Origin of the sequence: Streptomyces sp. NPDC004610, from assembly GCF_040609715.1 — a bacterium.
Lineage (GTDB): Bacteria > Actinomycetota > Actinomycetes > Streptomycetales > Streptomycetaceae > Streptomyces.
This window is the reverse complement of sequence record NZ_JBEXLA010000024.1, coordinates 54,968-80,701: the sequence shown is the minus strand read 5'-3', so window position 1 is coordinate 80,701 and position 25,734 is coordinate 54,968. Positions and strand designations below refer to the sequence as shown.

Below are 25,734 nucleotides of genomic sequence, written 5' to 3'. Positions count from 1 at the left end.
GTCCCGGGCAGGGCCGCGTCTCTTCCTGGTCACCCAGGAGGACAATCAGTGAGCATCAATCGTCAGATGAGCAGCAAGGTCAGAAAGATATCCGCCGTCGGGGTCGGGCTCGGGATGGTCACGCTGGCCGCCTGCGGTTCGGGGGCGTCCGACTCCGGGTCCGGGTCGGGGGGCGGGTCGAAGACCGTCACCCTGGTCAGCCATGACTCCTGGGCCGTGTCCAAGGAGGTCCTCGCCGACTTCCAGGAGCGGTCCGGGTACACGGTCAAGGTCCTGGAGGACGGGGACGCCGGTACGGCCGTCAACAAGGCGATCCTCACCAAGGACAACCCGCAGGGCGATGTCTTCTTCGGCGTCGACAACACCCTGCTCTCCCGGGCCCTGGACAACGGCCTCTTCCAGCCGTACGAGGCCAAGGGCGCCGACACCGTCGAGCCCGCCTTCCGCGCCGACGGCACCGGCCACCGGGTCACCCCCGTCGACACCGGCGACATCTGCGTCAACTACGACAAGGCGTACTTCGCCGAGCGCGATCTCGACCCGCCCCGTACCTTCGACGATCTGGTGAAGCCGGAGTACAAGGACCTGCTGGTCACCGAGAACGCGTCCACCTCCTCGCCCGGCCTCGGCTTTCTGCTCGGCACGGCCGCCAAGTACGGCGACGACGGCTGGCAGGGGTACTGGCAGAAGCTGACGGACAACGGCGTCAAGGTCGTCGACGGCTGGGAGACCGCCTACAACCAGGAGTTCTCCGGCTCGGCCGGTGGCAAGGAGGCGGGGGGCGACCGGCCGCTGGTGGTGTCCTACGCCTCCTCGCCGCCCGTTGAGGTGGTGTACGCCGACCCGCAGCCGAAGGACGCGCCCACCGGTGTCGCCGACGGCACCTGCTTCCGGCAGATCGAGTACGCGGGGCTGCTGAGCAACGCGAAGAACGCGGAGGGCGGCAAGGCGCTGCTGGACTTCCTGATCAGCAAGGAGTTCCAGCAGGACATGCCGCTGAACATGTTCGTGTACCCGGTGGTGGAGGGCGCCGCGGTGCCCGAGGTGTTCAGCACGCACGGGCCGCGGGCCGCCGACCCCGAGACCATGGACGCGGCGAAGATCGCCGACCATCGTGACGACTGGGTCAAGGCATGGACGTCGCTGGTACTGAAGTAGCCCCCACGCGGCGGGACCGGCGGGGGCTCGTGCGGCTCGCGCTGCTGGTGGTGCCCGTCGGGTTCTTCGGGATCTTCTTCGCCTACCCCGTCGCCGCGATCCTCACCCGGGGGCTGCGGAGCGACGGGGCCTGGCAGCTGGGGCGGCTCTGGGAGGTGCTGGGGGATTCGGGCGTCCGGCAGGTGCTGTGGTTCACCACCTGGCAGGCGCTCGCCTCCACCGCGCTGACCCTGCTGATCGCCCTGCCCGGCGCCTATGTCTTCGCCCGCCTCGACTTCCCCGGCAAGCAGGTGCTGCGGGCGGTGGTGACCGTGCCGTTCGTGCTGCCCACGGTGGTGGTGGGGACGGCGTTCCTGGCGCTGCTCGGGCGCGGCGGGCTGCTGGACGAGTGGTGGGGCGTACGGCTGGACACCACCGTGTGGGCGATCCTGCTGGCGCATGTCTTCTTCAACTACGCGGTCGTCGTCCGGACCGTGGGCGGGCTGTGGGCGCAGCTCGATCCCCGGCAGGAGGAGGCGGCGCGGATGCTCGGCGCGTCGCCGCTGGCCGCCTGGCGGAAGGTCACCCTTCCGGCGCTGGGACCGGCGGTGGCCGCCGCCGCGCTGATGGTCTTCCTCTTCACCTTCACCTCGTTCGGGGTGGTGCAGATCCTCGGCGGGCCCACCTTCGCCACCCTTGAGGTGGAGATCTACCGGCAGACCTCGCAGATCTTCGATCTGCCGACGGCCGCCGTGCTGACGCTCGTCCAGTTCGCGGCGGTGGGCGGGATCCTCGCCGTGCACGCCTGGACGGTGCGGCGGCGGGAGAGCGCGCTGCGGCTGGTCGACCCGGCCGGGACCGCCCGGCGTCCGCGCGGTGCCGGGCAGTGGGCGCTGCTCGCCGGGGTGCTGGGCGTCGTCGGCGCCCTGATCCTGCTGCCGCTCGGGGTGCTGGTGCGGCGCTCGCTGGCCGGGTCCGGGTTCTCCTACTACCGGGCGCTGGCCTCGGCGGAGTCCGAGGTGTTCCTCGTCCCGCCGATCGACGCGATCGGCAACTCGCTGGCGTACGCCGTCGTCGCCACCGCGCTCGCGCTGCTGGTCGGCGGGCTCGCCGCGGCGGCGCTGGCGCGGCGGGACGCGGGGCGGCTGGTGCGCGGGTTCGACGCGCTGCTGATGCTGCCGCTCGGGGTGTCCGCGGTGACCGTCGGCTTCGGGTTCCTGATCGCGCTGGATGAACCGCCGCTGGATCTGCGGGCCACCTGGATCCTGGTGCCGCTCGCCCAGGCCCTGGTCGGGGTGCCCTTCGTCGTGCGGATCATGCTGCCGGTGCTGCGGGCGGTGGACGGACGGCTGCGGGAGGCGGCGGCGGTGCTCGGGGCGTCGCCCTGGCGGGTCTGGCGGGAGGTGGATCTGCCGCTGGTGCGGCGGGCGGTGCTGGTCGCGGCCGGGTTCGCGTTCGCGGTGTCGCTGGGGGAGTACGGGGCGACGGTGTTCATCGCGCGGCCCGACAACCCGACGCTGCCGGTGGCGGTCGCCAAGCTGGTGGCCCGGCCCGGCGAGCTGAACTACGGCCAGGCGATGGCCCTTTCGACGATTCTGATGGTGGTGTGCGCGGTGGCCCTGGTGGTGCTGGAGCGGCTGCGGACCGACCGGAGCGGGGAGTTCCTGTGACGTCGACGTCGGCACCGAAGCGGGCGGCGGCGCCGCTGCTCGGCGTGGAAGGCGTGACCGTGCGGCTCGGTGGGCGGGTCGTGCTGGACGCGGTGGATCTGGCGGTCGCCGCACATGAGGTGGTGTGTGTGCTCGGGCCGAGCGGGAGCGGGAAGTCGACGCTGCTGCGGGCGGTCGCCGGGCTCCAGCCGATGGCTTCCGGACGGGTGCGGCTGGAGGGGCGCGATCAGTCGGGGGTGCCCGCGCACCGGCGGGAGATCGGGCTGATGTTCCAGGATCATCAGCTGTTCCCGCAGCGGGACGTGGGCGGCAATGTGGCGTTCGGGCCGCGGATGCGGGGCGCCTCGCGGGACGAGCAGCGGGCGCGGGTGGCCCGGTTGCTGGAGCTGGTCGGGCTGCCGGGGGCCGCCGGTCGGGCCGTCGCCGAGCTGTCCGGGGGCGAGCAGCAGCGGGTCGCGCTGGCGCGGGCGCTGGCGCCGGACCCCCGGCTGCTGATGCTGGACGAGCCGCTGGGCCAGCTCGACCGGTCCTTGCGGGAGCGGCTGGTGGTGGAGTTGCGGGAGCTGTTCGGGCGGCTGGGGACGACGGTGCTGGCCGTCACCCACGACCAGGGCGAGGCGTTCGCGCTGGCCGACCGGGTGGTGGTGATGCGGGACGGGCGGATCGCCCAGTCGGGGACGCCGCTAGAGGTGTGGCAGCGGCCCGCCGACGCCTTTGTGGCCCGCTTCCTCGGCTTCGAGAACGTGGTGGCGGGGAGCGTGAGCGGGGAGGTCGCGGCCACGCCGTGGGGGAAGCTGCCGGTGGGCGCGGGGGCGACCCAGGGGGAGCGGGATGTGCTGGTGCGGCCGGGGGGTGTGCGGCTGGTGGCCGCCGGGGACGGCGGGCTGCGGTGCGCGGTGGTGGCCCGGACCTTCCGCGGCACCCATGTCGCCGTACGGCTGCGGCCGGAGGCGGTGGACGCGCCGGTACTGGAGGCGGCGTGCGCGCTGCGAGACGCGCCTGGGGTGGGGGACGCGGTGGGGGTGGAGTTCGACCCGGCGGACGTTGTGGTGTTGGGGTGAGGTGCTTGGCGGGTGTCGTGGTGCCTGGGTGGGGCGTCGGGCGGGTGTCGTGGTGTTGGGGTGAGGTGCTTGGCGGGCGTCGGGGTGCCTGGGTGGGGCGTCGGGCGGGTGTCGTGGTGTTGGGGTGAGGTGCCTGACACGCATCGTGGTGCCTGGGTGAGACGTCGGGCGGGCGTCGTGGCGCTGGAGCGAGGCGCCCGGTCGAAATCGTGGTGCTCGGTCGGCCTGCCCGGTCATAGGGTGCCCGCATGACGCTTCTCGCCTTTGACCGGTATTGCGATGAGATCGCCCTCCAGGTGGCGCGGTTCGGGGAGTTGGTGACCGCGCCCGGCACGGATCTCACGGCCACCGTGCCGACCTGCCCCGACTGGACCGTGGAGGATCTGACCCGGCACATGGGCGAGGCCCTGCGCTGGGTGGAGGTGACCGTACGGACCCGGGCGGAGCGGGAGGTGGAGCCGGAGGAGGTGCCGGACGGGGCCGGGCCCGAGGCGCGGGGGGACGCGGCGGCGCTCGGGGCGTGGTTCGCCGAGGGCGGTGAGCTGGCCGTACGGACGCTGCGCGAGGCGGGGCCGGACGCGGTGGTGTGGGGGTGGGCCGGGGTGCACACGGCGGCGTTCTGGGCGCGGCGGATGACCCATGAGATCACCGTGCACCGGGCCGACGCGGCGCTGGCCGTGGGGGCGCCCTACGAGGTCGCCGGTGAGGTGGCGGCGGACGCGATCGACGAGTGGCTGGAGATCGTGACGTTCGTGCAGCGCACCGATCCGCATGACGCGGCCCGGGAGTTGCGCGACGCGGGCCCGGACGGGGCGCGGTCGATCCATCTGCACGCCACGGACGCGCCGGGCCTGGACGCGGAGTGGCTGATCGAGCTGGGCGCGGACGGTGTCGAGTGGCGGCGCGGCCACGAGAAGGCGTCGGTGGCCGTGCGGGGCCCGCTGACGGCGGTGCTGCTGGCGTTCTACCGGCGGGAGCCGCTGGTCGGGGGCGGTGTCGAGGTGCTGGGGGAGCGGGAGGTGCTGGACTTCTGGTTGGAGCGGGCCACTTTCGGATGAGGGCGTCCCGGGAGAGGATCTTCGACCATGGGTCTGGACGCATGGCACACGGCTGACGGTATTCATCACTTCCTGGCGCGGACGGGGGAGTTCCTGCGCTCCCGCCCCGGGCTGCACACCACGGCGCTCACGGTCACCGAGAAGCTGCGGGTCGAGGGCGACGAGGGCGCCACCCTGGGCTGGCTGGAGACGGACGGCGAGGTCCGCGGAATCTACTGTCGGGTGTCCCCCGAGCGCGGCGTCAGCCTCACCCCCCTGGCCCCCGAGGACACCGAGGGCCTCGCCGAGCACCTCCTCGGCCTCGGCCGGACCCTCCCGTATGTCACCGCCGAGCGGGGCACCGCCCGTTCCTTCGCGACGGCGTGGGGGCGGCGGACCGGGGCCTCGGCGGACATCCGGGTCGAACTCGGGCTGTACCGGCTCGGCACGCTCACCCTGCCCGACCCGTTCCCCGAGGGGAGCGCCCGGCCGGCCGGGGACGCCGATCACGAGCACATCATGCAGTGGTGCCGGGAGCTGGCCGCGTACTTCGGCGAGGAGGTCACCATCGACGCCGAGACCTGGGCGAGCACCCGCTTCGGCGAGAAGACCTACACCTACTGGGAGAACCCGGACGGCGTCCCCGTCGCCATGGCCGGTGCCAATCCCCTGATCGGGGGCCAGGTCCGGATCGACCCCGTCTACACGCCGGAGCAGCTGCGCGGCCGGAGCTACGGCGGGGCCGCGACGGTGGCGGTGAGCCGGGCCGCGCTGGACGCCGGTGCCGAGGAGGTCGTGCTCTACACCAATCTGGCCAACCCGACGAGCAACGCGCTCTACCAGCGGCTCGGTTACCGGTCGATCGCCGAGTTCGCGGTGTACGACTTCGCGTAGGCGGGCGACACAGGGCGCGGCCCGTTCCCCGGTGGCTCCGGGGAACGGGCCGCGCCCGTGCAGCAACTGCGGATCAGCGGCTGTCGCTCGCTCCCCGGCGGCGGAAGCCGAAGAAGACCGCGCCACCGCCGACGACGACCAGCGCCGCGGCGATACCGGCGATCATCCCGGTGTTGGAGTCGGCGCCGGTCTCGGCGAGGTTGGACTGACCGGCGGCCGGGGACGGCGCGTTGCTCACCGACTCACCCGGCGCGGGGGCGCTGCTGCTCTCCTCGGGGGCGGACGGCGTCGGCGCGGGCGTCTCGGACTCCGCGGGCGCAGTGGACTCCGGCACCGACTCCGACGGGGTCGGCGTGGGCGTCGGGGTCGCGGTGCCGTCCGTTGTGCAGGCGGTGGACGGGGTGACCAGGTTCGGCTTGATGTCCTCGTCGACCTGGTCGCCGGCCTTGACGTGGATGCGGTACTCCGCGTTGGGCTTCCAGTCCTCCTCGAAGGTGATGGTCACGCCCTCGCGGGAGCCCTTCACCTCCTGGCTGCCGATCAGCTTCTCATCGGCGCCGTTGTTCTCCAGATAGACGGTGACCAGGGCGGGCACACCGGTCGGGTCCTTGTCGGTGACGGTGATGACACCCTTGGTGCCGTCGCAGATCGCGGCGGCGGAGAACTCACTGATGTCGCAGGCGAGTGCGGTGCCCGCGGCGCTGAGCGCGAGTGCGGCCGAGGCGGCGGCTACACCGAGGGCACGCACGGAACGCCGTGCGGTGCGGCGGGATATGGACACGTTTGTCCTTAAGGGCTCTGTAAATGCGGGGGGTTGAGGGAGCTGCCGTGAAGGCTGCGCCCCCATCAGGCTCATAGAGTTATAAGCGTCCCTTAAGGAGCGTCAATCCCCGTGTCCGTTTGATCCGGCCACTTTTCGATGTCTTTACAGAGTCCAAGGTTTGCGGAGGCGTCAGCTGCCGCCTCCCGCGCCCCGGGTGCTCAGCCCTGCACCGCCGCCGGGTCCATCCAGACGATCTCCCAGGTGTGGCCGTCGAGATCGTCGAAGGCGCGGCCGTACATGAAGCCGTGGTCCTGGGTCTCGCCGGTGGCCGTGCCGCCCGCCGCCAGGGCCTTGCCGACCAGCTCGTCGACCTTCTCGCGGCTCTCGGCGCTGAGCGCGATCAGCACCTCGCTGGTCCGGGTGGCGTCCGCGATCTCCTTCTTGGTGAAGATCCCGTACTTCTCCGGGGTGTGCAGCATCGCCACGATGGTGTCGCTGATCACCACGGACGCCGTGCTGTCGTCACTGAACTGGGCGTTGATCGCATAGCCCAGCTCGGTGAAGAACGTCTTCGACGCGGCGAGGTCGCGCACGGGCAGGTTCACGAAAATCATCTGCTGGTACATCCGGATCTCTCCCATCGGGGGGCACTGTGCCGTTCGGTGGGGTAGACCCGGGGGCGCCGGGAAACTCATCGGCCACCGGGGGGGCGGTGACCGTATCGCGGTCAGCGCAGCAGGGGCTGGGCCGCCAGTTGGGCCACCAGCAGGGTCAGCGGACCGAACAGCGCCAGCAGCGCGCCCGCGCGCAGGGCCGCCGCGCCGCGCAGGGTGGTGGCCGGGGCGCCGAGCCTGAGCAGCGCGGCGGTGGTGTCGGCGCGGGCGTGCCGGGCCTCGACGGCGGCGGTCGCCAGGGTGGCCAGCGCGCAGCCCGCCACCAGCAGCGCCCCGAGCGTGGTGAGCGGGCCGAAGACCGGCTCGTCCGCGCCCCCGGGATCGTGCAGCGCGGCCGTCGCGAACGCCGCCGACCCCACCGCGCAGACCACGCCCAGCGGGCGCCCGATCCGCCCGGACTCGGCCATCAGCACCCGCCCCGCCAGCAGCCGCAGCGCACCCGGCCGTACGGTCTGGAGCAGCCGTCCGCACAGATGGGTCAGCCCCGGTCCGGCGAGCGCCAGGCCCACCGCGGTGAGCGTCCAGCCGATCAGCACGCTGACCGGTCCCGCGCGCAGCCCGCCCGGCAGGGTGGCCGTCGCGCTGCCGGGGGCGACCCGGGTGGCGTACGCCTCCACCGCGAGGCCCGCCGCCAGCACCGCGACGCCCCAGGGCAGCCCGGTGGGGACGGGCGGCTCGGCGGCGGGGGGCGCCGCCACCGCCGCCGCGGCGCGCTCGGGGGCCGCCTCGGCCGCCTCCGTCCGCCCGGCCGTCGCTGTCCGCTCCTGCGTCCGCTCTTCCGTCCGCTCCGCTGCCCGCCGGGCCCGCCAGCGGGCGAGGGCCGCCCGGCCGACGGCGCCGCGTTCACGGGGGCGCAGCACCAGGGCGGTGACCAGGGACGCGGTGCACGGGACGACGGCGAGCAGGGTGAGGGCGGCCGGCAGCGGCAGGGGCAGTCCGGCGGCGAGGGTGTCGGCGGCGGCGCCGTCGAACGGCATACCGCTCAGGTCGCCGCGCAGATGCAGGAAGAACAGCAGCGCCAGCATCGAGCCCAGGGTGGTGGCGAGGGCGGTGGTGGTCGCCGAGATCGCCATCAGCCGGGCCGGGCCGAGCCCGATCGCGGAGAGCCCGGGACGGGGCAGGGTGCCGGGGTCCGTACGGGCCACCGCCACCGCGAACTGCACGGTCGCGGCGACCGGCACCAGGCACCAGGCCAGCCGCAGCGCCGAACCGCTCGCGTCACCGGGGTGGCCCAGGGCGTGGCCGAGGGTGCACAGCAGCAGAAAACCGGTGCCCCCGGCCGCCGCCGCGACCAGCAGCCTGCGCAACTGGACGGCGGGGCGGCCGGCCCGGCTCAGACGGACAGCGAGCACTCGGCCCGGCCCTCCTCCGACTCGTCCGGCGCGTCCGCCGTGTCCGCCGGGTCCACCCCGTCGTCCGGCGGCAGCTGGACGGTGTGCACCCGCCGCCCGTCCAGCAGCGCGACCGTGCGGTCGGCGAGCGCGGCGGTCTCGGCGTCATGGGTGGCCAGCAGCACCGTGATCCCGTGCGAGCGGGCCGCCGTGGTGAGGGTGCGCAGCACATGGGCGCGGTCGGCGCGGTGCAGGGGCGCGGTCGGTTCGTCGGCGAACAGCACCGAGGGGGCCGGGGCCAGGGCGCGGGCGATACAGGCGCGCTGCCGCTCGGCCTGCTGGAGCTGGTGGGGATAGCGGCGGGCCCGGTCGCCGATGTCGAGCCGCTCCAGCCACTCCAGGGCGGCGGTCCTGGCCCGGCGCCTGCTGGTGCCGCGCAGCATCAGCGGCAGCGCCGCGTTCTCCCAGACGGTCAGCTCCGGGACGAGGACGGGGGCCGGGTCGATCCAGCCGAACCGGTCGCGGCGCAGCCGTTCCCGGGCCAGCGGGCCCATGGTGTGCACCGGGACGCTGTTGAACCAGACCTCGCCCCGCCGGGGCCGGGCCAGTCCGGACAGACAGCGCAGCAGGGATGTCTTGCCGCTGCCGCGCGGGCCGCCGACGGCGAGGATCTCGCCCTCCCGGACGCCGAGCGAGACCCCGCTCAGCGCCGGGGAGCCGTCGTCGTGGGTGAAGTGCAGGGAGCGTGCCCACAGCACGTCGTTGTCCGGCGGGGCCTCCATGGGCGTACACCTCTGTTCGGCTGGTCTGTGAATCCCTGGTTCCCCCGTGCCGTCTCCCCCGGGCGGGGGAACGAAGGCTGGGCCGATCGGTCACTGGGCACGCTAGGGACTCGCCCTGCCGGGGCCGGACAGCACGCGGCCCCGGGCCGCCGTTTCTCACTCGAACGGACGGCACCGGGGCCGGGATGATCATCCAGACGGAAGATCACAAACCATGCGGGGCGGGGATCAGAGCTTGGTCCACGCCTCCGTCAGGGTCGCGCGCAGGATCTGCTCGATCTCGTCGAAGGTCGACTGGTCTGAGATCAGCGGCGGGGCGAGCTGGACGACCGGGTCGCCGCGGTCGTCGGCCCGGCAGTACAGGCCGTTGTCGTAGAGCGCCTTCGAGAGGAAGCCGTACAGGACGCGCTCGGTCTCCTCGTCGTTGAACGTCTCCTTGGTGGCCTTGTCCTTCACCAGCTCGATGCCGTAGAAGAAGCCGTTGCCGCGGACGTCGCCGACGATCGGGAGGTCGTGCAGCTTCTGGAGGGTGGAGAGGAAGGCGCCCTCGTTGTCCAGCACGTGCTGGGTGAGGTTCTCGCGCTCGAACAGGTCGAGGTTGGCGAGGCCGACCGCCGCGGAGACCGGGTGGCCGCCGAAGGTGTAGCCGTGCAGGAAGGTGTTGTCGCCCTGGTAGAACGGCTCGGCGACCCGGTCGGAGACGATGCAGGCGCCGATCGGGGAGTAGCCCGAGGTCATGCCCTTGGCGCAGGTGATCATGTCCGGTACGTAGTCGAACTTGTCGCAGGCGAAGATCGTGCCGAGGCGGCCGAAGGCGCAGATGACCTCGTCCGAGACCAGCAGTACGTCGTACTGGTCGCAGATCTCGCGGACCCGCTGGAAGTAGCCGGGCGGGGGCGGGAAGCAGCCGCCCGCGTTCTGCACCGGCTCCAGGAAGACCGCGGCGACCGTCTCCGGGCCCTCGAACAGGATCTCCTGCTCGATCTGGTCGGCGGCCCAGCGGCCGAACGCCTCGGGGTCGTCGCCGTGGATCGGGGCGCGGTAGATGTTGGTGTTCGGGACCTTGTGGGCGCCCGGGACCAGCGGCTCGAAGGGGGCCTTCAGCGCCGGGAGGCCGGTGATGGACAGGGCGCCCTGCGGGGTGCCGTGGTAGGCGACCGCACGCGAGATGACCTTGTACTTCGTCGGCTTGCCCTGGAGCTTGAAGTACTGCTTGGCCAGCTTCCAGGCGGTCTCGACGGCCTCGCCGCCACCGGTGGTGAAGAAGACCTTGTTGAGGTCGCCGGGCGCGTGGTGCGCGAGACGCTCGGCCAGCTCGACTGCCTTCGGGTGGGCGTAGGACCACACCGGGAAGAACGCCAGCTCCTGCGCCTGCTTGGCGGCGGCCTCGGCCAGCTCGACCCGGCCGTGACCGGCCTGGACGACGAAGAGACCGGCGAGCCCGTCGAGGTAGCGCTTGCCCTTGTCGTCGTAGATGTAGGTGCCCTCACCCCGCACGATCGTGGGGACGGGGGAGTTCTCGTACGACGACATGCGGGTGAAGTGCATCCACAGGTGGTCGTAGGCGCTCTGGCTGAGGTCCTTGGTGCTCACGGTTATCGGGTCCTCACGGGTTATCGGGTTCCCCACATATAGGTCTGCTTCTTGAGCTTCAGATAGACGAAACTCTCGGTGGAGCGCACTCCGGGCATGGCCCGGATGCGTCGGTTGATGACATCGAGCAGATGGTCGTCGTCCTCGCAGACGATCTCCACCATCAGATCGAACGAGCCCGCGGTCATCACCACGTACTCGCACTCGGACATGGCCGTCAGCGCCTCGGCCGCGGCCTCCACGTCACCCTCGACGTTGATGCCGACCATCGCCTGCCGGCGGAAGCCCACGGTGAGCGGGTCCGTGACAGCGACGATCTGCATCACACCCTGATCGAGCAGCTTCTGGACGCGCTGGCGCACCGCCGCCTCCGACAGGCCGACGGCCTTGCCGATCGCGGCGTACGGCCTGCGGCCGTCCTCCTGGAGTTGCTCGATGATGGCGAGGGAGACATCGTCCAGGGTGGGACTGCCGTTCCCGGTCCTGGACTGACTGGAGCCCCTGGGCTCTGCGCTTCGACTGGCCACGAAGCTCACTGTGCCCGAGGTCTCGACCGTTTCGCAAGAGCTGAGCGATGAATTTCGTTGTTCATGGGGCCTGAGTGTGCGGATTTCGCAGGTTCGGCGCGGCGGGGGGTGTTGAAACCGTGGGGCTACCGATTACGCTGGGTGTCTCAGGTACTGGACACCCACACGGGTACACACACTTGGAGGGCCGGAAGTGAGCACCGAGCTGCGTCGTCTGCGCAACTACATCGACGGAGAGTTCCGGGACGCCGCCGACGGACGCACCACCGAGGTGGTGAACCCGGCGACCGGCGAGGCGTACGCCACCGCGCCGCTGTCCGGGGAGTCCGACGTCGACGCCGCCATGGCCGCCGCCGCGGCGGCGTTCCCGGCGTGGCGGGACAGCACCCCGGCGGAGCGCCAGAAGGCCCTCCTGAAGATCGCCGACCTCTTCGAGGAGCGCGCCGAGGAACTCATCGCGGCCGAGGTGGAGAACACGGGCAAGCCCATCGGGCTCACCCGCACCGAGGAGATCCCGCCGATGGTCGACCAGATCCGCTTCTTCGCGGGGGCGGCCCGGATGCTGGAGGGCCGCTCGGCCGGTGAGTACATGGAGGGCCTCACCTCCATCGTCCGCCGCGAGCCGGTCGGTGTCTGCGCGCAGGTCGCGCCCTGGAACTACCCGATGATGATGGCCGTGTGGAAGTTCGCCCCGGCGCTCGCCGCGGGCAACACGGTGGTGCTGAAGCCGTCCGACACCACCCCGGCGTCGACCGTGCTGATCGCCGAGATCATCGGCTCCGTCGTCCCCAAGGGTGTCTTCAACGTCATCTGCGGCGACCGCGACACCGGGCGGCTGATGGTCGAGCACCCCACCCCGGCGATGGCCTCCATCACCGGGTCGGTACGGGCCGGCATCTCGGTCGCCGAGTCCGCCGCGAAGGATGTCAAGCGGGTCCATCTGGAGCTGGGCGGCAAGGCGCCGGTCGTCGTCTTCGAGGACGTCGACATCGCCAAGGCCGTCGAGGACATCTCCACGGCGGGCTTCTTCAACGCCGGTCAGGACTGTACGGCCGCCACGCGCGTGCTGGTCCAGGAGTCCATCCACGACGAGTTCGTCGCCGCGCTCGCGGCTGTCGCCGCGGGCACGAAGACCGGGCAGCCGGACGACGAGGACGTGCTGTACGGGCCGCTGAACAACCCGAACCAGCTCGCCCAGGTCTCCGGGTTCATCGACCGCCTCCCGGCCCACGCCAAGGTGCAGGCCGGTGGCCACCGGGTGGGTGAGACCGGGTACTTCTACGCGCCGACCGTGGTGTCGGGGCTCCAGCAGGACGACGAGATCATCCAGAACGAGGTGTTCGGGCCGGTCATCACGGTCCAGTCGTTCACGGACGAGGCGCAGGCCGTGCGGTGGGCCAACGGTGTGGAGTACGCGCTGGCGTCGTCGGTGTGGACGAAGGACCATGGGCGGGCGATGCGGATGTCCAAGGTGCTGGACTTCGGGTGCGTGTGGATCAACACGCATATTCCTCTCGTGGCGGAGATGCCCCATGGGGGGTTCAAGAAGTCGGGGTACGGCAAGGACCTTTCCGGTTACGGGTTTGATGACTACACGCGGATCAAGCATGTGATGACCTCCCTGGACTGACATTCGGTCCGGGGTGGTGAGTGGTTTTTCTTCGTGGGGGACTGCGGGCCGGTTGTGGCTGGTCGCGCAGTTCCTCCCCCAGAGGGGGTACCCCCAGCGCCCCTTTGCGGCGTCTTCGACAAGGTGTCTTTGACGGTGCCGTTTGCTTGACGTTGCGTCTGTTGTCCGGGGTTCGGGGGGCGGCGCATGCTGCGGGGATGGTGGTTATGAACTCTTTCGGGGTGTCCCGTCGGGCCTTGTTGCGTGGGCTCGGTGGGGGTGCTGTGCTCGGGGCGCTCGCGGGGTGCGGGGTGCCCGCTGCCTATGTGGCGCCGGGGGACCGGGCCGGGGCCGACCGGTCCGCGCGGGATCAGCGGCTGGTGTTCGCCAACTGGCCGCTCTACATCGACACCGACGACGAGAACACCACCCGCCGGCCCACCCTCGACGCGTTCGAGAAGCGGACCGGGATCTCCGTCGACTATGTCGAGGAGATCAACGACAACGACGAGTTCTTCGGCAAGATCAGCCCCTCGCTGATGAACCATCAGGCCACCGACCGCGATCTCATCGTCATCAGCGACTGGATGTGCGCCCGGTTCGTGCGGCTCGGCTGGGTGCAGGAGATGGACCGCGCCCGGCAGCCCAATGTCACCCGGTATCTGGATCCGCTGCTGCGCTCGCCCGCCTTCGACCCCGGCCGCAAGTACACCGTGCCCTGGCAGTCCGGGATCACCGGCATCGCCTACAACCGGCGGCGGCTCGGCCGGGAGATCCGGAACGTGTCGGATCTGTGGGCGAAGGATCTGAAGGGGCGGGTCACCCTGCTGTCCGGGCTGGACGAGGCGTTCGCGCTGCTGATGCTGGGCAACGGCGTCGACATCACCCGCTGGACCGCCCGCGACTTCCACCAGGTCTGCGACCAGGTGGACCGGCAGGTGCGCAGCGGCCAGATCCGCCGCTTCACCGGCAACGACTACATCAAGGACCTCTCCAGCGGGGATGTCCTCGCCTGCCAGGCGTACTCCGGCGATGTGATCCAGCTCCAGGCCGACGACCCCGACATCGAGTTCGTCGTCCCCGAGGAGGGCGCCGAGCTGTGGGCCGAGTCGCTGATGATCCCCAACCTCGCCGCCCACAAGGCCAACGCCGAGCGGCTGATCGACTACTACTACGAGCCCGAGGTCGCCGCGGAACTGGCCGCGTGGGTCAACTATGTGTGTCCTGTGCCCGCCGCCCGTGATGTCCTCGCCTCCTCGAAGGACGGGGAGCTGGCCGCCCTCGCCGAGGATCCGCTGATCTTCCCCGACGACGGGATGCGGGAGCGGCTGTCCATCGCGCGGGACATCACCGCCGAGGAGCGGATGGAGTTCGGCAAGCGGTGGAACGCCATCGCCGGGTTGTGAATCGGGGGCTGTGCCGTTACGAGCCCGCCGTCTGGGCCGTCGCCGTCAGCAGCAGGGCCACCAGGCGTTCCAGGCGCGGGGCGAACTCCACCGGGGTGTGCGCAAAGGCCGGGTCCTCGGCGTAGAGGCGGGCCAGGGTGTCCGGGGGGTTGGCGGTCTGCCAGAGGGAGGCCGCCAGCCCTGTCACCCCGGCGATCACATCTACGGCCCCGGGCCGGGTGACGCCCGGCAGGGCGGTGGTGAGGGTCTCGACCAGGCGGTCGACGGCCTTGAAGACGGTCACCTTGAAGGCGCGGACCTCCTGCTGCGACACCCCCCGCTCCAGATGGAGCGGGGCGTGGGCGAGCAGATCGCAGAACAGGGGGCGGTCGGCGAGGGTGCCGGCCAGGGCGGCGGCGATCTCGCGCGGGTCGGCCGGGCCGGTCAGCCGGTCTTCGACCGCGCCCGCCCAGTCCTGCCAGGACTGGGCCGTGAGCAGCAGGAACACCGCCTCGCGCGACTCGAAGTAGCGCAGTACGGCCGACTTGTGCACCCCCGCCTCGGCCGCGAGGTCGGTGAGGGTCACGGCCCGTACCCCGTCGCGGCGCCCCAGGGTGGCGGCGGCGTCCAGGATGTCCTGGCGGCGCCGCTCCTTGTGCTCGGGGCGCCGGGCCCGCTGGAACGAGGTGGTCATCCGGGTAGTTTAGCGCAACGAGGTTGCGTTGCGCGGTTCTCCCAGCCCCGGTCCCGGTCCCGGCCCCGGTCCCGGTCCCGGCCCCGGTCCCGGCCCCGGTCCCGGCCCCGGCCCCGGTCGCTCCGCCGGGTCGGTGCGGAGCCATTCCTGCGCCGGATCAGCGCGGAGCCATCCGCAGGGCGCCGTCCATGCGGATGGTCTCGCCGTTGAGGTAGTCGTGCTCGATGATCGCGAGGGCGAGTTGCGCGTACTCGTCGGGGCGGCCCAGGCGCTGCGGGAAGGGCACCCCGGCGGCGAGCGAGGCGCGGAACTCCTCGGAGATCGTGGCCAGCATCGGCGTCTCCACGATGCCGGGGGCGATGGTGCACACCCGGATGCCGTACTGGGCGAGGTCACGGGCGGCCGGCAGGGTCAGTCCGACGACCCCGCCCTTGGAGGAGGCGTAGGCGGCCTGCCCGACCTGGCCCTCGTACGCGGCGACCGAGGCGGTGTTGACGATGACGCCGCGCTGGCCGTGCTCGTCGGCCTCGGTCCGGGCGATGGCCTCACCGGCCAGTGCCAGGACGTTGAAGGTGCCGATCAGATTGACCTGGATGACCTTGGCGTACAGGGCGAGGTCGTGCACGCCCTTCTTGCCGAGGATCCGCATCGAGGGCGCGATACCGGCGCAGTTGACCGCCGTCCGCAGCGGGGCGCCGCTCCCGGCGGCCGTGGCGACGGCCTCCCGGACGGCCTCCGGGTCGGTGATGTCGGTCGTCAGATAGGTGATGCTGCCGGGGCCGGTGTCGCCCGCGTCGCCCGCCGTGAGGTCCAGGACGAAGACCTGGGCCCCCTGCTTGGCGAGGGCCGCGGCGGTCGCGGCCCCCAGCCCGGACGCTCCGCCGGTCACGATCGCGGCGGTCTGGTCGATGCGCATCAGTTCTCCTGGTTCCGGACCCGCAGGTCGCCTCGGTCGTCGTGCTTCAGTCCGCGGCCGATGATCAGCCGCTGGATCTGGTTGGTGCCTTCGAAGATCTGCATGACCTTGGCCTCGCGCATATAGCGCTCGACCGGGAAGTCACGGGTGTATCCGTAGCCTCCCAGCACCTGGACCGCGTCCGTTGTGACCTTCATCGCGTTGTCGGTGGCGACGAGTTTGGCCACCGCCGCCTCGGTGCCGAACGGCAGCCCCTGGTCCCGCAGCCGGGCCGCGGCGAGGGTGGTGGCGCGGGCGGACTGGACGGCGGCGGCCATGTCCGCGAGGACGAAGGCCAGGCCCTGGTGGTCGATGATGGCCTGCCCGAACGTCTCCCGCTCACGGGCGTAGCGCACCGCGTGGTCCAGCGCGCCCTGGGCGAGTCCGACCCCGACGGAGGCGATGCCGAGCCGCCCGGAGTCCAGTCCGGCGAACGCGATGCGCAGGCCCTGGCCCTCCGCGCCGATCCGGCGCCGGGCCGGGACCCGGACGTCCTCCAGCCGGATGGTGGCGGTGGCGGAGCCGGTGAGGCCCATCTTCCGCTCGGGCGGGTCGGCGATCAGACCGGGGGTGGCGGCCGGGACCAGGAAGCAGGAGATGCCGTGCGAACGGTCGTCGGAGGTACGGGCCATGACGGTGTAGAAGTCGGCGTGCCCGCCGTGGGTGATCCAGGCCTTGGCGCCGTTCAGCACATAGTCGCCGCCGTCGCGGACGGCCCGGGTGCGCATCGCGCCGGGGTCGGAGCCCGCGTGCGCCTCGGACAGCGCGTACGCGCCGAGCAGTTCGCCGCCCAGCATGTCCGGCAGCCACTCCTCGCGCTGCTCCTCGGTGCCGAAGGCGGCCAGCGCGTAGCAGGACAGCGCGTGCACGGAGACGCCGACCGCGACGCTGGACCACACCGACGCGATCTCCTCCAGGACCTGGAGATAGATCTCGTAGGGCTGGTCGCCGCCGCCGTACTCCTCCGGGTAGGGCAGGCTCAGCAGCCCGGCGCGGCCGAGGGTGCGGAAGACCTCGCGGGGGAACCGCTCCTCGGCCTCGGCCTCCGCGACCCGCGGCGCGAGTTCCTTCGCGGCCAGCTCACGGGTCAGCCCGATCAGGTCGACGGCTTCCGGCGTGGGGAGTGTACGGGTGGCGGGCATGAGGTCCCCCGGTCCTGGCACTGGGTCGGTTGATGATCAGCGATCACGGTCATTTGGTTACTGGTTATTGGTCACCGGTCACCGGTCGCGCGGTCATCGGCTGCCGGTAGCCGTTCATCGGTCACCGATGACCGTCGTGAGTGGCGCTCGGTGGCGGTGTGGTTCGCGTGATTATTGATACGGCTAGCGATACAACAGTATCGCCTGAGGTACGGTAATGCCATGTTTCCCAGAGACGGGTCCACGGGTCCCCTCGCCGGACTGCGCGTTCTTGAGCTGGCGGGACTCGGGCCCGCTCCCCATGCCGCGATGGTGCTGGCGGACCTCGGCGCCGATGTCGTCCGGGTGGAACGGCCCGCCGGGCGGGCACTGCGGCTCGGCCCGGACGGGGCCACCGACATCGTGCTGCGCGGCCGGCGCTCGCTCTTCGCCGATCTCAAGCGGACGGAGGACCGGGAGCAGGTGCTGGCCCTCGCCGAGCGCGCCGACGTCCTGATCGAGGGGCTGCGCCCCGGGGTCGCCGAGCGGCTCGGCGTCGGACCCGGCGACTGCTCCGCCCGCAACCCGGCCCTGGTCTACGCCCGGATCACCGGCTGGGGCCAGGACGGTCCGCTCGCCCAGGCACCCGGCCACGACCTCAACTACATCGGCCTGACCGGCGTCCTGAACGCCATGGGCCGCCCCGACGGTCCGCCGCCCCCGCCGCTCAATCTGGTCGGCGACTTCGGCGGCGGCTCCCTGCTGCTGGTCGTCGGCATCCTCGCGGCGCTCCTCGAACGCGCCCGCTCCGGCGCCGGGCAGACCGTGGACGCCGCCATGGTCGACGGCGCCGCCCTGCTCGCCCAGATGACCTTCGCCCTGCGCGGCATGGGTGTCTGGTCCGACGACCGGGGCGCCAACGTCTTCGACGGCGCCGCCCCCTACTACGACACCTACACCTGCGCCGACGGCGGTTTCGTCGCCGTGGCCGCCCTCGAACCGCACTTCTACGCCGCGCTGCTGACCGGCCTCGGCCTGGACCCGGCCGCCCTCCCGGCCCAGGAGGACCGTTCCGGCTGGCCCGCCCTGCGCGCCCGCTTCACCGGATGTTTCCTCAGCCGCACCCGCGACGACTGGGCGGCCCACTTCGCCGGTACGGACGCCTGTGTGACCCCGGTCCTCACCTTCGCCGAGGCCGCCGCCCACCCCCATATGGCGGCCCGCCGCACCCTGGTCGAGACCGGCGGCATCCTCCAGGCGGCCCCGGCCCCCCGCTTCTCCCGCACCCCGAACGCCGAGCCCGAGCCGCCGGGGGCGCGGGGGGTGCCGGATGTGGCGGAGCTGCTCAGGGAGTGGGGCGCGCGGCTCTGACGGGGGCCGGAGACCGGTTCAGGGGGCCGGAGACCGGCTCAGACGGGAGCCGGGGACCGGTTCTCAGGGGGAGACGGCGTGCACGATCAGTGACGCCAGCTCCGCGTACGCCTCCGAGTCGGTCAGCCCGGTGCGGGTGGCGATCTCGCCGCGCTGGATCTCCTGCATCGTCGCGGCGACCACCTCGCCCACGAAGGCCGCGTGCACATCGCGGAAGGCCCCCGCCGCCACACCCTCGGTGATCAGCTGCCGCAGGCGCTCCGCCGCGATCCGGGTGTTGGCCTCGTAGACCTCGCGGGCCGGTTCGAAGGCGGCCATGTCGTCCAGGAACCGCCGGGACAGCGGCTTGAGCTGCTCGGCGACCGCGTTCAGATAGACCACGACCCGCTCCGAGGGCGCCGAGGCGTCCGCCACCTGCTGCTCGATGACCTTGGTGGCCTCGCGGAAGTAGTGCTTGACCGCCTCGCGGACGAGTTCCTGCTTGCTGCCGGCCAGCTGGTACAGCGTGGTCTTGGAGCAGCGCAGCCGCTCGGTCAGCTCGTCCAGGGTGAACGAGGCGAAACCCTCCGCCGCCAGCAGCGCCACCAGCCGTTCCAGCAGATCGGTCTGGCGTGCGGTACGGCGTCTTGACGGCATGCGCTCAGCGTAACCGCTGCCCAGGGACGCGAAAGGATCCGAGAGGGCCGGGGTCGTCGCCGGGTCGACGGCGGCATGTTCCGGTGAACCGGGCGGCGGTGGTCCTCACCGGGTCCCGGTCAGCACCGGGGCGTAGAGGCCGCCGTCGCCCGCCGCGAACCCGGTGAGGAGGGCGGTCGCGGTGGCCCGGTCCCGCTCGTCGGGCTCGTCCGCGGCGAGGTCGTTCTCCAGGGCCCAGATCTCCAGCAGGACGGCGTACCCGAGGAGCACGTCGGGGCCGCCGGCCGCGTCGAGTTCGGCGGCGGCGATCCGGGCGACCGTCTCGCGCGGGGCGCCCCGGCCGTCGTCGGCGCCGGGGGCGAAGGCCGTCTTGACCAGCTCGTTGAGGTCGACCGCGAGCGGGGCGACGACGGCGAACTCGAAGTCGAGCAGGGCGGTGACCCGGCCCTCGTGCCACAGGGTGTTCGGCAGACAGAAGTCGCCGTGGTTCAGCACCTCGGGCGCACCGGGCAGCGCGGCCCAGAACCGGTCCAGCACCGGGCCGAGCCCCTGAGCCACCGGCGCGGGGAGCGCGCCCGCGCCCACCAGCCGTGCCAGCGCCGCCGTCGCCTCCGCCGGGCTCCCGGCGAAGAACGGCGAGCGGTCCCGCACGTACGGTGCCACGCTCCGCACCTCGACCCGGTGGACCTCCCGCGCGCGTTCCCACATCTGCTCGACGGCCCGGGACCGGGCGGCGAGGTCCAGCGACGGCCAGACCTCCTCCAGACTCCGGCCCGGCACCCGGCGGGTCAGCACCCACTCGTGCCCGTCCCGCACCCCCGAGTCGAGCACGGGCGGGCACCCGGCCCCGGGCGGCAGCAGCCGCAGCAGCCGTTCCTCGCGCAGCAGCTCCGCGGGCCCCGCGTGCCGGGCGACCCGGACCACCAGCTCCCCGGCGAGCCAGGTGATGTTGGTCCAACCCCGCCCGGCCTCGGCCGCCCGCGGATCGGCCCCGTGATCCCGCAGCACGGCGGCGGCGACGCGGTGGGGGAGGGGGGTGCCGGGACCTTCAGGGATGCCGGGACCTTCAGGGATGGTGGGGGTGGTGGGGGTGGTGGGGACATCGGGGGTAGCGGGAGTGCCGGGAGTACCGGGAGTACCGGGAATCTCAGGGACATCAGGGGTGTCGGAGGTACCGGGAGTACCGAAAACACCGGGAGTACTGGGAGTGCCGGGCGTATCAGGAGTATCAGCGCCGTCGGAGATCACTCCCGCACGCTAACAACGCCGCCGAGCCCCGCCCCAGCCGTTTTCCGCCCCGGCCGCCCGCTCAACGTCCCGCTCAACGCCCTGCTCGGCGCCGCCGCTTCCGTACCCGGCGACACCACCCCACCCCCCCGTCAGGCAGGCACCCGTCCCTCCGGTGCCGGATACTCCGCCCGCACCAGGTCGATCAGCGCGCGGGCCGCCGCCGACGGGCGTCGACCGGACGCCGTCACCAGCGAGGTGACGAACTGCGGCTGGGGCCGGACCGGGCGCAGCCCCACCCCGCCGCGCGAGCCCGCCGCCAGGGTCGCGGTGAGGAAGGCGAACCCGAAGCCCGCGCGGACCAGTTCGACCACCGTCGGCACATCGGCCACCTCCACCCCCACCGTCCGGCCGATCCCCGTCCGCCGGAACAGCCGGTCGACGCTGAGCCGGATGCCCCAGCCCTCGGGGAAGTCGACGAAGGGCTGTCCGTCCAGCTCGGCGAGGCCGATGTCGTCGCGGGCGGCGAAGGGGTGGTCCTCCGGGCAGGCCAGCAGCATCGGCTCGGAGGTGAGGTGATGGACGGTCAGCCCCGCCGGGTAGTCACCGGGCAGCCCCGCGAACGCCAGATCCAGGCTGCCGTCGAGGACCTGGGACACCAGCTGCGCCGAACCGCCCTGCGCCGCGCCCGGCACGATCCGTACTCGGGGGTGATCCCGGTGGTAGCGGGTCAGCAGCCCGGCGAAGTCGATCATCGTCATCGCGTGCATGATCCCGACCCGCACCGAGCCCCGTACCCCGCCCTGGACGGCGGCCACCGCGTCGCGGGCCGACTCGGCGGCCAGCAGGACCGCCCGCGCCTCCGGCAGCAGCGCCTGACCGGCGTCGGTCAGCCGCACATGGTGGGTCGAGCGGTCGAACAGCCGGCTGTCCAGCTCGCGCTCCAGCGACCGCACCGACACCGACAGCGCCGACTGCCCCAGATACAGCCGCGCCGCGGCCCGGGTGAAGCTGCGCTCCTCCGCGACCGCCACGAAGTGCTCCAGATGCCGAAGCTCCACGGTTCCCTCCGCTCCCGCACCAGCCACTGTCATGCATGACATCAATGACAGCGATACGATCTTTTCGTTGGACAGCATAACCATGCCGGAGCACTCTGAGGATGCAGGCCGTGACGACGACGCGCGGCATTCACCCCGCCACACACAAGGGCATCCCTCATGGCTTCCGTCAGCAGCGCGAGCGACACCCGCACCGCCTCCCCCGAGGATTCCGCCACCCCCTCCGCCGACCGCCGGACCGGCAGCCGGCACCACTCCTTCGGCTTCTGGGCGGCCACCGCGGCCTTCCTCGTCACCATGGGCTTCTCGGCCGTCCCCACCCCGCTGTACGTGCTCTACCAGCGGCGCGACGGCTTCTCCACCCTCACCATCACCCTCGTCTTCGCGGTCTACGCGGTCGGTGTCATCGCCAGCCTCTTCCTGGCCGGGCATCTCTCCGACCGCTTCGGCCGCAAGCGGGTCCTCGTGCCCGCGCTGCTGCTCGGCACGGCCGCCGCGCTGATCTTCCTGTTCGAGCCCGGCCTCACCGGCCTGATCGTCGCCCGGATCATCAGCGGTGTCGCCATCGGCCTGACCACCGCGACCGCCACCGCCTATCTCGCCGAACTGCATCTGCGCGCCCGCCCGGACGCCTCCCCGCACCGGGCCCAGGTCGTCGCCACCGCCGCCAACCTCGGCGGGATCGGCGTCGGCCCGCTGGTCGCCGGGTTCCTCGCCCAGTACGCCCCCGCTCCGCTGAAGCTGCCGTATCTGGTCTTCGCCGTGGCGCTGCTGCTGCTGGCCGTGCTGATCGCGGTGGCGCCCGAGACCGTCGACCGGCCCCGCCCCGCGCCCCGTTACCGGCCGCAGCGCATCGCCGTCCCGGCCTCCGCGCGCGGGCTGTTCCTCGCCGCCACCGCCACCGCGCTGGCCGCCTTCTCCGTCTTCGGTGTCTTCACCTCACTGGCCCCGAGCTTCCTGGCCGCGACCCTGCACCAGGACTCGCACGCGGTCGCCGGAGCGGTCGCCTTCGCCGCGTTCGCCGCGGGCGCCGCCGCCCAGGTCGCGCTGAGCCGCGCCGAACTGGCCACCACCTTGCGCACCGGCCCGTTCCTGTTGCTGCCCGGACTCGTCCTGCTGGTCACCGGCATGTGGCTGCCCAGCCTCGCGGTCTTCGTGATCGGCGGGGTGCTCACCGGGGCGGGCAGCGGGCTGGCCTTCCGGGGCGCGATGGGCGCCGCCGGTTCCGCCGCCCCGCCCGAGTCCCGGGCCGAGGTCCTCTCCGGCTTCTTCCTGGGCGCCTACATCGGACTGTCGGTACCGGTGGTGGGCCTGGGCCTGGTCACCCAGTTCGTTCCGGCCAGGGTGGTCATGCTGGGCTTCGTGGTCCTGGTCGCCGCCGCCACCCTGCTGTCCACCCGGACGGTCCTGTCCCATCACCGCCCCGACGGCCCGACGGGGGCCCGTACGGCTTCGGCGCACCGCCGCCCCGAGGGCACGACGGGGGCGGCCCGCACGTTCCTCTCCCGCTACCGTCCCGGCCGCGCGACGACGGTCCGCACGTTCCTGTCCGGCTACCGCCCCGGCCGCAAGACGACGGCGGCAGCCCGTACGCTCCTGTCCGGCTACCGCCCCGGCCGCAAGACGACGGCGGCAGCCCGTACGCTCCTGTCCCGCTACCGCCCCGGCCGCACCACAACGGCCCGCACGTTCCTGTCCCGTCGCCGCCCCGTTCCGACCGTTCCGGCCCGTCACCACCCGGGCGGCGCAACGGCGCCCCGCACCCTCCCGGCCCGTCAGCGCCCCCGCCGCACCCCGGCCGGACGGTCCTGAGGCGGGTGCAGGCCACCGGGTTGGCCGCCGGGTTGTCCGGGCATGTCGGGCATAGCATGGAACGCATGGAAGGTGATCCCAGCCCGCGCGACGAGCGGCGCCGGGCCCTGCTCGACGGGCAACGGGACATGTCTCTGGCCCAGACCCTGCGCGGCGTCCATGTGGCGCTGAGCCCCGCCACCAGCACCATCTACCTGGCGACCGGCACCCCCGGACACCAGGTGGACGGTCACGGTGTGACCCCGATGCTGCTGCCCGCGATGTCCGTCGACACCCTGCTCGGCTTCACCATCACCCCCGGCATGCCCTGCGACGACAAGCGGTTCGCCACGGCCATCGCCCACTGCGCCGGACGCCCCGTCCAGTGGGACGAGGCCCGCATCCGCGACCTGATGCGCAGCGAGCCCGCGGTCTTCCAGTTCGTGCCCTACGCGATGAATGTGATCTCGGTGCCGATCCGCACCCAGCGCCGCCGCTTCGGCGCGCTCACCCTGCGCTGGGCCCCGCCCCGCCCGACGGGCGACGAGACCGTCGAGTACCTCACCGTCGCCGCCGACCGCCTCGCCCTCGAACTGGAACGGCTGGCCGGAAAGGGCGCCCGGATGGAACCGCCCCCCGCACCCGTCTTCATCCCCGAGACCGTCGACGAGCCCTGGGGACCGGCCTCCAGCACCGGCTTCCTCTACCGCTTCCAGCGGCTCGCCACCGGCCTCACCTCCGCCAAGACCGTCCGGGACGTCCTCGCCACCGCCCTGACGGAGGTGGTCCGGCCGTTCGGCGGACGGTCGATGGCGCTGTGCCTGACCGAACGGGGACGGCTGCGGGTCGCCGGGTCCGCCGGGTTCTCCCGTACCGAACTGCGCGGCCTGGACGGACTCGTCCTCACCGGCCGCTCCCCGGAGGCCGACGCCACCGTGGGACTGCGGATGCTGTTCCACCCGTCGGCCACCGACCTCCACCGCGCCTACCCCGGCCTGGACCGCTACGACGACGACAGCTGCGCCTGGCTGTTCCTGCCGCTGATCGCCGACGGCCAGGCGGCCGGGTGCTGCGTCCTGGCCGCCGAACGCCCCCGCCTCCTGCACGACGCCGATCTCTCCGCCCTCATGATCATGATGGGCCAGGTCGGCCAGTCCCTCCAGCGGGCCCGCTCCTACGAGCGCGAGCACCTCATCGCCCGCAGCATGCAGCACGGCCTGCTGCCCCGCACCCTGCCCCACCTCCCCGAGATCGTCTCCACCGCCCGCTATCAGCCCGCCGACGTCGGCGCCGAGGTCGGCGGCGACTGGTACGACATGATCCGGCTGCCCGGCGACCGGGTCGCCCTGGTCATCGGTGATGTCGAGGGCCACAGCCTGGAGGCCGGCGGCACCATGGGCCAGCTCCGCAGCGCCGTCCGCGCCTACGCCACCGAGGGCCACGACCCCGCCGAGGTGCTGATCCGCAGCAACCGGCTGCTGAGCGCCCTCGACACCAACCACTTCGCCACCTGCTGCTGCCTCTGGCTCGACCTCGCCACCGGCACCGCCACCCTGGCCTCCGCCGGGCACCCCGTCCCGGTCCTCATCGACGCCCAGGGCCGGAGCCTGAGCTGCGAGGTCCAGGTCGGCCCGCCGCTCGGCGTGGACGCCGACTCCGGCTACCTCCAGACCGAGTGCGCGCTGACCCCCGGCTCGGTCGTCGCCCTCTTCACCGACGGCCTGCTCGACCTCAGCCACCGGGACGTCGACACCGGACTCGCCCGGCTGCGCGCCACCCTCACCGGCGGTCGGCACGAGGACCTGGAGATCCTCGCCGACCGCCTCGTCGGCGAGACCGGCTCCGCCGCCCTGCGCGACGACGACCTCGCCCTGCTCCTGGTCCGCTACGACGGCCACAGCGAGAGCCCGTACGGCAGGGTCGCCCAGGTCTTCGTCCAGCGCCGCGATCTGCGCCATGTCGGACGGCTCAGGCACTATGTGCAGGATCTGCTGCCCGGCTGGGGGCTCGCCGGACTCCAGGACGAACTGGAGCTGCTGCTCACCGAGGTCGTCACCAACGCCCTGGTGCACGCCGACAGCGATGTGGACGTACGGCTGCGCGAGTACCCCGACCATCTGCGGGTGGAGGTCCGCGACAGCGACCCCCGGCCACCGCTGCTGGTCGCCGACCTCGGCCCCGGCGAGACCGGCGACGCCGAGGCGGAGTCCGGCCGGGGCATGCTCATCGTGGACGCCCTGGCCACGGCCTGGGGCAGCTCACCGGCCGGACGCGGCAAGACGACCTGGTTCGAACTGGGCGTCCCGCAGCGCGGCTGAGACCTCCGGCCGGGGTCAGGCGACCGACCGGGGCCCGGCTTGAGGCGCCCGCCCGGCGTTTCGGACGATCGGCCCGCGGCCCGGCCGAGGGTGCCCG

22 protein-coding genes are annotated in these 25,734 nt (G+C 72.5%); 10 read left to right on the top strand and 12 right to left on the bottom strand.

What is annotated here, in order from left to right; genetic code table 11:
• Nucleotides 1–66 precede the first annotated feature (66 nt).
• The 5 genes from ABZX40_RS25485 (at nucleotide 67) to ABZX40_RS25465 (ending at nucleotide 5,799) form a co-directional block, all read left to right on the top strand.
• On the top strand, nucleotides 67–1,158 hold the full coding sequence (locus tag ABZX40_RS25485) for a thiamine ABC transporter substrate-binding protein (RefSeq protein ID WP_355742513.1): 1,092 nt from the start codon (nucleotides 67–69) through the stop codon (nucleotides 1,156–1,158).
• Entirely contained in the window at nucleotides 1,134–2,807 is a 1,674-nt protein-coding gene (locus tag ABZX40_RS25480; RefSeq protein WP_355742516.1) for an iron ABC transporter permease, read from the top strand. Before ABZX40_RS25485 ends, ABZX40_RS25480 begins: the two co-directional genes overlap by 25 nt.
• Nucleotides 2,804–3,868 carry an ABC transporter ATP-binding protein gene (locus ABZX40_RS25475; protein ID WP_355742519.1) on the top strand — a complete coding sequence of 355 codons (1,065 nt, stop codon included), beginning with the start codon at nucleotides 2,804–2,806 and terminating at the stop codon, nucleotides 3,866–3,868. Before ABZX40_RS25480 ends, ABZX40_RS25475 begins: the two co-directional genes overlap by 4 nt.
• A 248-nt stretch (nucleotides 3,869–4,116) precedes the next feature.
• Nucleotides 4,117–4,926 (top strand): maleylpyruvate isomerase family mycothiol-dependent enzyme, encoded by an 810-nt coding sequence (locus ABZX40_RS25470; RefSeq protein WP_355742522.1) that lies wholly within the window; start codon nucleotides 4,117–4,119, stop codon nucleotides 4,924–4,926.
• A 27-nt stretch (nucleotides 4,927–4,953) separates the two neighbouring features.
• Nucleotides 4,954–5,799, top strand: coding sequence for a GNAT family N-acetyltransferase (locus tag ABZX40_RS25465; RefSeq protein WP_355742525.1), 846 nt, complete (start codon nucleotides 4,954–4,956; stop codon nucleotides 5,797–5,799).
• A gap of 73 nt (nucleotides 5,800–5,872) precedes the next feature.
• Here the strand turns inward: ABZX40_RS25465 and ABZX40_RS25460 are convergent, their stop codons facing one another.
• The 6 genes from ABZX40_RS25460 to ABZX40_RS25435 form a co-directional block, all read right to left on the bottom strand.
• Nucleotides 5,873–6,580, bottom strand: a complete 708-nt coding sequence (locus ABZX40_RS25460; RefSeq protein WP_355742528.1) for an LAETG motif-containing sortase-dependent surface protein — start codon at nucleotides 6,578–6,580, stop codon at nucleotides 5,873–5,875.
• 200 nt (nucleotides 6,581–6,780) lie between these two features.
• Nucleotides 6,781–7,188, bottom strand: coding sequence for a VOC family protein (locus tag ABZX40_RS25455; RefSeq protein ID WP_355742707.1), 408 nt, complete (start codon nucleotides 7,186–7,188; stop codon nucleotides 6,781–6,783).
• A gap of 101 nt (nucleotides 7,189–7,289) precedes the next feature.
• The gene (locus ABZX40_RS25450) at nucleotides 7,290–8,588 is read right to left on the bottom strand and encodes a hypothetical protein (RefSeq protein WP_355742530.1); all 1,299 of its coding nucleotides are present in this window, start codon (nucleotides 8,586–8,588) and stop codon (nucleotides 7,290–7,292) included.
• Complete coding sequence (locus ABZX40_RS25445; protein ID WP_355742533.1) at nucleotides 8,570–9,349, bottom strand: ATP-binding cassette domain-containing protein; 780 nt, start codon at nucleotides 9,347–9,349, stop codon at nucleotides 8,570–8,572. Before ABZX40_RS25445 ends, ABZX40_RS25450 begins: the two co-directional genes overlap by 19 nt.
• Before the next feature lie 228 nt (nucleotides 9,350–9,577).
• Nucleotides 9,578–10,942 (bottom strand): aspartate aminotransferase family protein, encoded by a 1,365-nt coding sequence (locus ABZX40_RS25440; RefSeq protein ID WP_355742536.1) that lies wholly within the window; start codon nucleotides 10,940–10,942, stop codon nucleotides 9,578–9,580.
• Nucleotides 10,943–10,962: 20 nt separating this feature from the next.
• Entirely contained in the window at nucleotides 10,963–11,469 is a 507-nt protein-coding gene (locus tag ABZX40_RS25435) for an Lrp/AsnC family transcriptional regulator (protein ID WP_355742539.1), read from the bottom strand.
• 193 nt (nucleotides 11,470–11,662) lie between these two features.
• Between ABZX40_RS25435 and ABZX40_RS25430 the strand changes: the two genes are divergently transcribed.
• A complete protein-coding gene (locus ABZX40_RS25430; RefSeq protein ID WP_355742542.1) occupies nucleotides 11,663–13,099 on the top strand; it encodes a gamma-aminobutyraldehyde dehydrogenase in 1,437 nt (478 codons plus the stop codon).
• 197 nt (nucleotides 13,100–13,296) lie between these two features.
• Entirely contained in the window at nucleotides 13,297–14,484 is a 1,188-nt protein-coding gene (locus tag ABZX40_RS25425) for a spermidine/putrescine ABC transporter substrate-binding protein (protein WP_355742545.1), read from the top strand.
• 16 nt (nucleotides 14,485–14,500) lie between these two features.
• Here ABZX40_RS25425 and ABZX40_RS25420 read toward each other — a convergent pair whose 3' ends face one another.
• From ABZX40_RS25420 to ABZX40_RS25410, 3 genes are all read right to left on the bottom strand, one after another.
• Nucleotides 14,501–15,157, bottom strand: a complete 657-nt coding sequence (locus tag ABZX40_RS25420; RefSeq protein ID WP_355742548.1) for a TetR family transcriptional regulator — start codon at nucleotides 15,155–15,157, stop codon at nucleotides 14,501–14,503.
• 157 nt (nucleotides 15,158–15,314) lie between these two features.
• On the bottom strand, nucleotides 15,315–16,073 hold the full coding sequence (locus ABZX40_RS25415; RefSeq protein WP_355742550.1) for an SDR family NAD(P)-dependent oxidoreductase: 759 nt from the start codon (nucleotides 16,071–16,073) through the stop codon (nucleotides 15,315–15,317).
• Nucleotides 16,073–17,254 carry an acyl-CoA dehydrogenase family protein gene (locus ABZX40_RS25410; protein WP_355742553.1) on the bottom strand — a complete coding sequence of 394 codons (1,182 nt, stop codon included), beginning with the start codon at nucleotides 17,252–17,254 and terminating at the stop codon, nucleotides 16,073–16,075. The genes ABZX40_RS25415 and ABZX40_RS25410 overlap by 1 nt, the downstream gene beginning before the upstream one ends.
• A 222-nt stretch (nucleotides 17,255–17,476) precedes the next feature.
• Between ABZX40_RS25410 and ABZX40_RS25405 the strand changes: the two genes are divergently transcribed.
• Nucleotides 17,477–18,604, top strand: coding sequence for a CaiB/BaiF CoA-transferase family protein (locus ABZX40_RS25405; RefSeq protein WP_355742556.1), 1,128 nt, complete (start codon nucleotides 17,477–17,479; stop codon nucleotides 18,602–18,604).
• Between the two features lie 63 nt (nucleotides 18,605–18,667).
• On the opposite strand, the gene ABZX40_RS25400 is transcribed toward ABZX40_RS25405, so the two are convergent.
• The 3 genes from ABZX40_RS25400 to ABZX40_RS25390 all read right to left on the bottom strand — a co-directional run bounded on the left by ABZX40_RS25400 (nucleotide 18,668) and on the right by ABZX40_RS25390 (nucleotide 21,528).
• Nucleotides 18,668–19,240 carry a TetR/AcrR family transcriptional regulator gene (locus tag ABZX40_RS25400; RefSeq protein WP_355742559.1) on the bottom strand — a complete coding sequence of 191 codons (573 nt, stop codon included), beginning with the start codon at nucleotides 19,238–19,240 and terminating at the stop codon, nucleotides 18,668–18,670.
• Nucleotides 19,241–19,345: 105 nt separating this feature from the next.
• Complete coding sequence (locus ABZX40_RS25395; RefSeq protein ID WP_355742562.1) at nucleotides 19,346–20,248, bottom strand: phosphotransferase; 903 nt, start codon at nucleotides 20,246–20,248, stop codon at nucleotides 19,346–19,348.
• 371 nt (nucleotides 20,249–20,619) lie between these two features.
• On the bottom strand, nucleotides 20,620–21,528 hold the full coding sequence (locus ABZX40_RS25390; RefSeq protein ID WP_355742565.1) for a LysR family transcriptional regulator: 909 nt from the start codon (nucleotides 21,526–21,528) through the stop codon (nucleotides 20,620–20,622).
• A gap of 159 nt (nucleotides 21,529–21,687) precedes the next feature.
• Between ABZX40_RS25390 and ABZX40_RS25385 the strand changes: the two genes are divergently transcribed.
• Entirely contained in the window at nucleotides 21,688–23,340 is a 1,653-nt protein-coding gene (locus ABZX40_RS25385) for an MFS transporter (RefSeq protein WP_355742568.1), read from the top strand.
• Between the two features lie 65 nt (nucleotides 23,341–23,405).
• On the top strand, nucleotides 23,406–25,637 hold the full coding sequence (locus ABZX40_RS25380) for a SpoIIE family protein phosphatase (protein ID WP_355742571.1): 2,232 nt from the start codon (nucleotides 23,406–23,408) through the stop codon (nucleotides 25,635–25,637).
• The last annotated feature ends 97 nt before the right edge of the window (nucleotides 25,638–25,734 follow it).

Coding starts and splice junctions, on each gene's coding strand:
- ABZX40_RS25400 (WP_355742559.1), bottom strand. CDS start 19,240: ATGCCGTCAAGACGCCGTACCGCACGCCAGACCGATCTGCTGGAACGG.
- ABZX40_RS25410 (WP_355742553.1), bottom strand. CDS start 17,254: ATGCCCGCCACCCGTACACTCCCCACGCCGGAAGCCGTCGACCTGATC.
- ABZX40_RS25380 (WP_355742571.1), top strand. CDS start 23,406: ATGGAAGGTGATCCCAGCCCGCGCGACGAGCGGCGCCGGGCCCTGCTC.
- ABZX40_RS25415 (WP_355742550.1), bottom strand. CDS start 16,073: ATGCGCATCGACCAGACCGCCGCGATCGTGACCGGCGGAGCGTCCGGG.
- ABZX40_RS25480 (WP_355742516.1), top strand. CDS start 1,134: ATGGACGTCGCTGGTACTGAAGTAGCCCCCACGCGGCGGGACCGGCGG.
- ABZX40_RS25465 (WP_355742525.1), top strand. CDS start 4,954: ATGGGTCTGGACGCATGGCACACGGCTGACGGTATTCATCACTTCCTG.
- ABZX40_RS25385 (WP_355742568.1), top strand. CDS start 21,688: ATGGCTTCCGTCAGCAGCGCGAGCGACACCCGCACCGCCTCCCCCGAG.
- ABZX40_RS25445 (WP_355742533.1), bottom strand. CDS start 9,349: ATGGAGGCCCCGCCGGACAACGACGTGCTGTGGGCACGCTCCCTGCAC.
- ABZX40_RS25405 (WP_355742556.1), top strand. CDS start 17,477: ATGTTTCCCAGAGACGGGTCCACGGGTCCCCTCGCCGGACTGCGCGTT.
- ABZX40_RS25425 (WP_355742545.1), top strand. CDS start 13,297: ATGGTGGTTATGAACTCTTTCGGGGTGTCCCGTCGGGCCTTGTTGCGT.
- ABZX40_RS25420 (WP_355742548.1), bottom strand. CDS start 15,157: ATGACCACCTCGTTCCAGCGGGCCCGGCGCCCCGAGCACAAGGAGCGG.
- ABZX40_RS25485 (WP_355742513.1), top strand. CDS start 67: ATGAGCAGCAAGGTCAGAAAGATATCCGCCGTCGGGGTCGGGCTCGGG.
- ABZX40_RS25455 (WP_355742707.1), bottom strand. CDS start 7,188: ATGTACCAGCAGATGATTTTCGTGAACCTGCCCGTGCGCGACCTCGCC.
- ABZX40_RS25470 (WP_355742522.1), top strand. CDS start 4,117: ATGACGCTTCTCGCCTTTGACCGGTATTGCGATGAGATCGCCCTCCAG.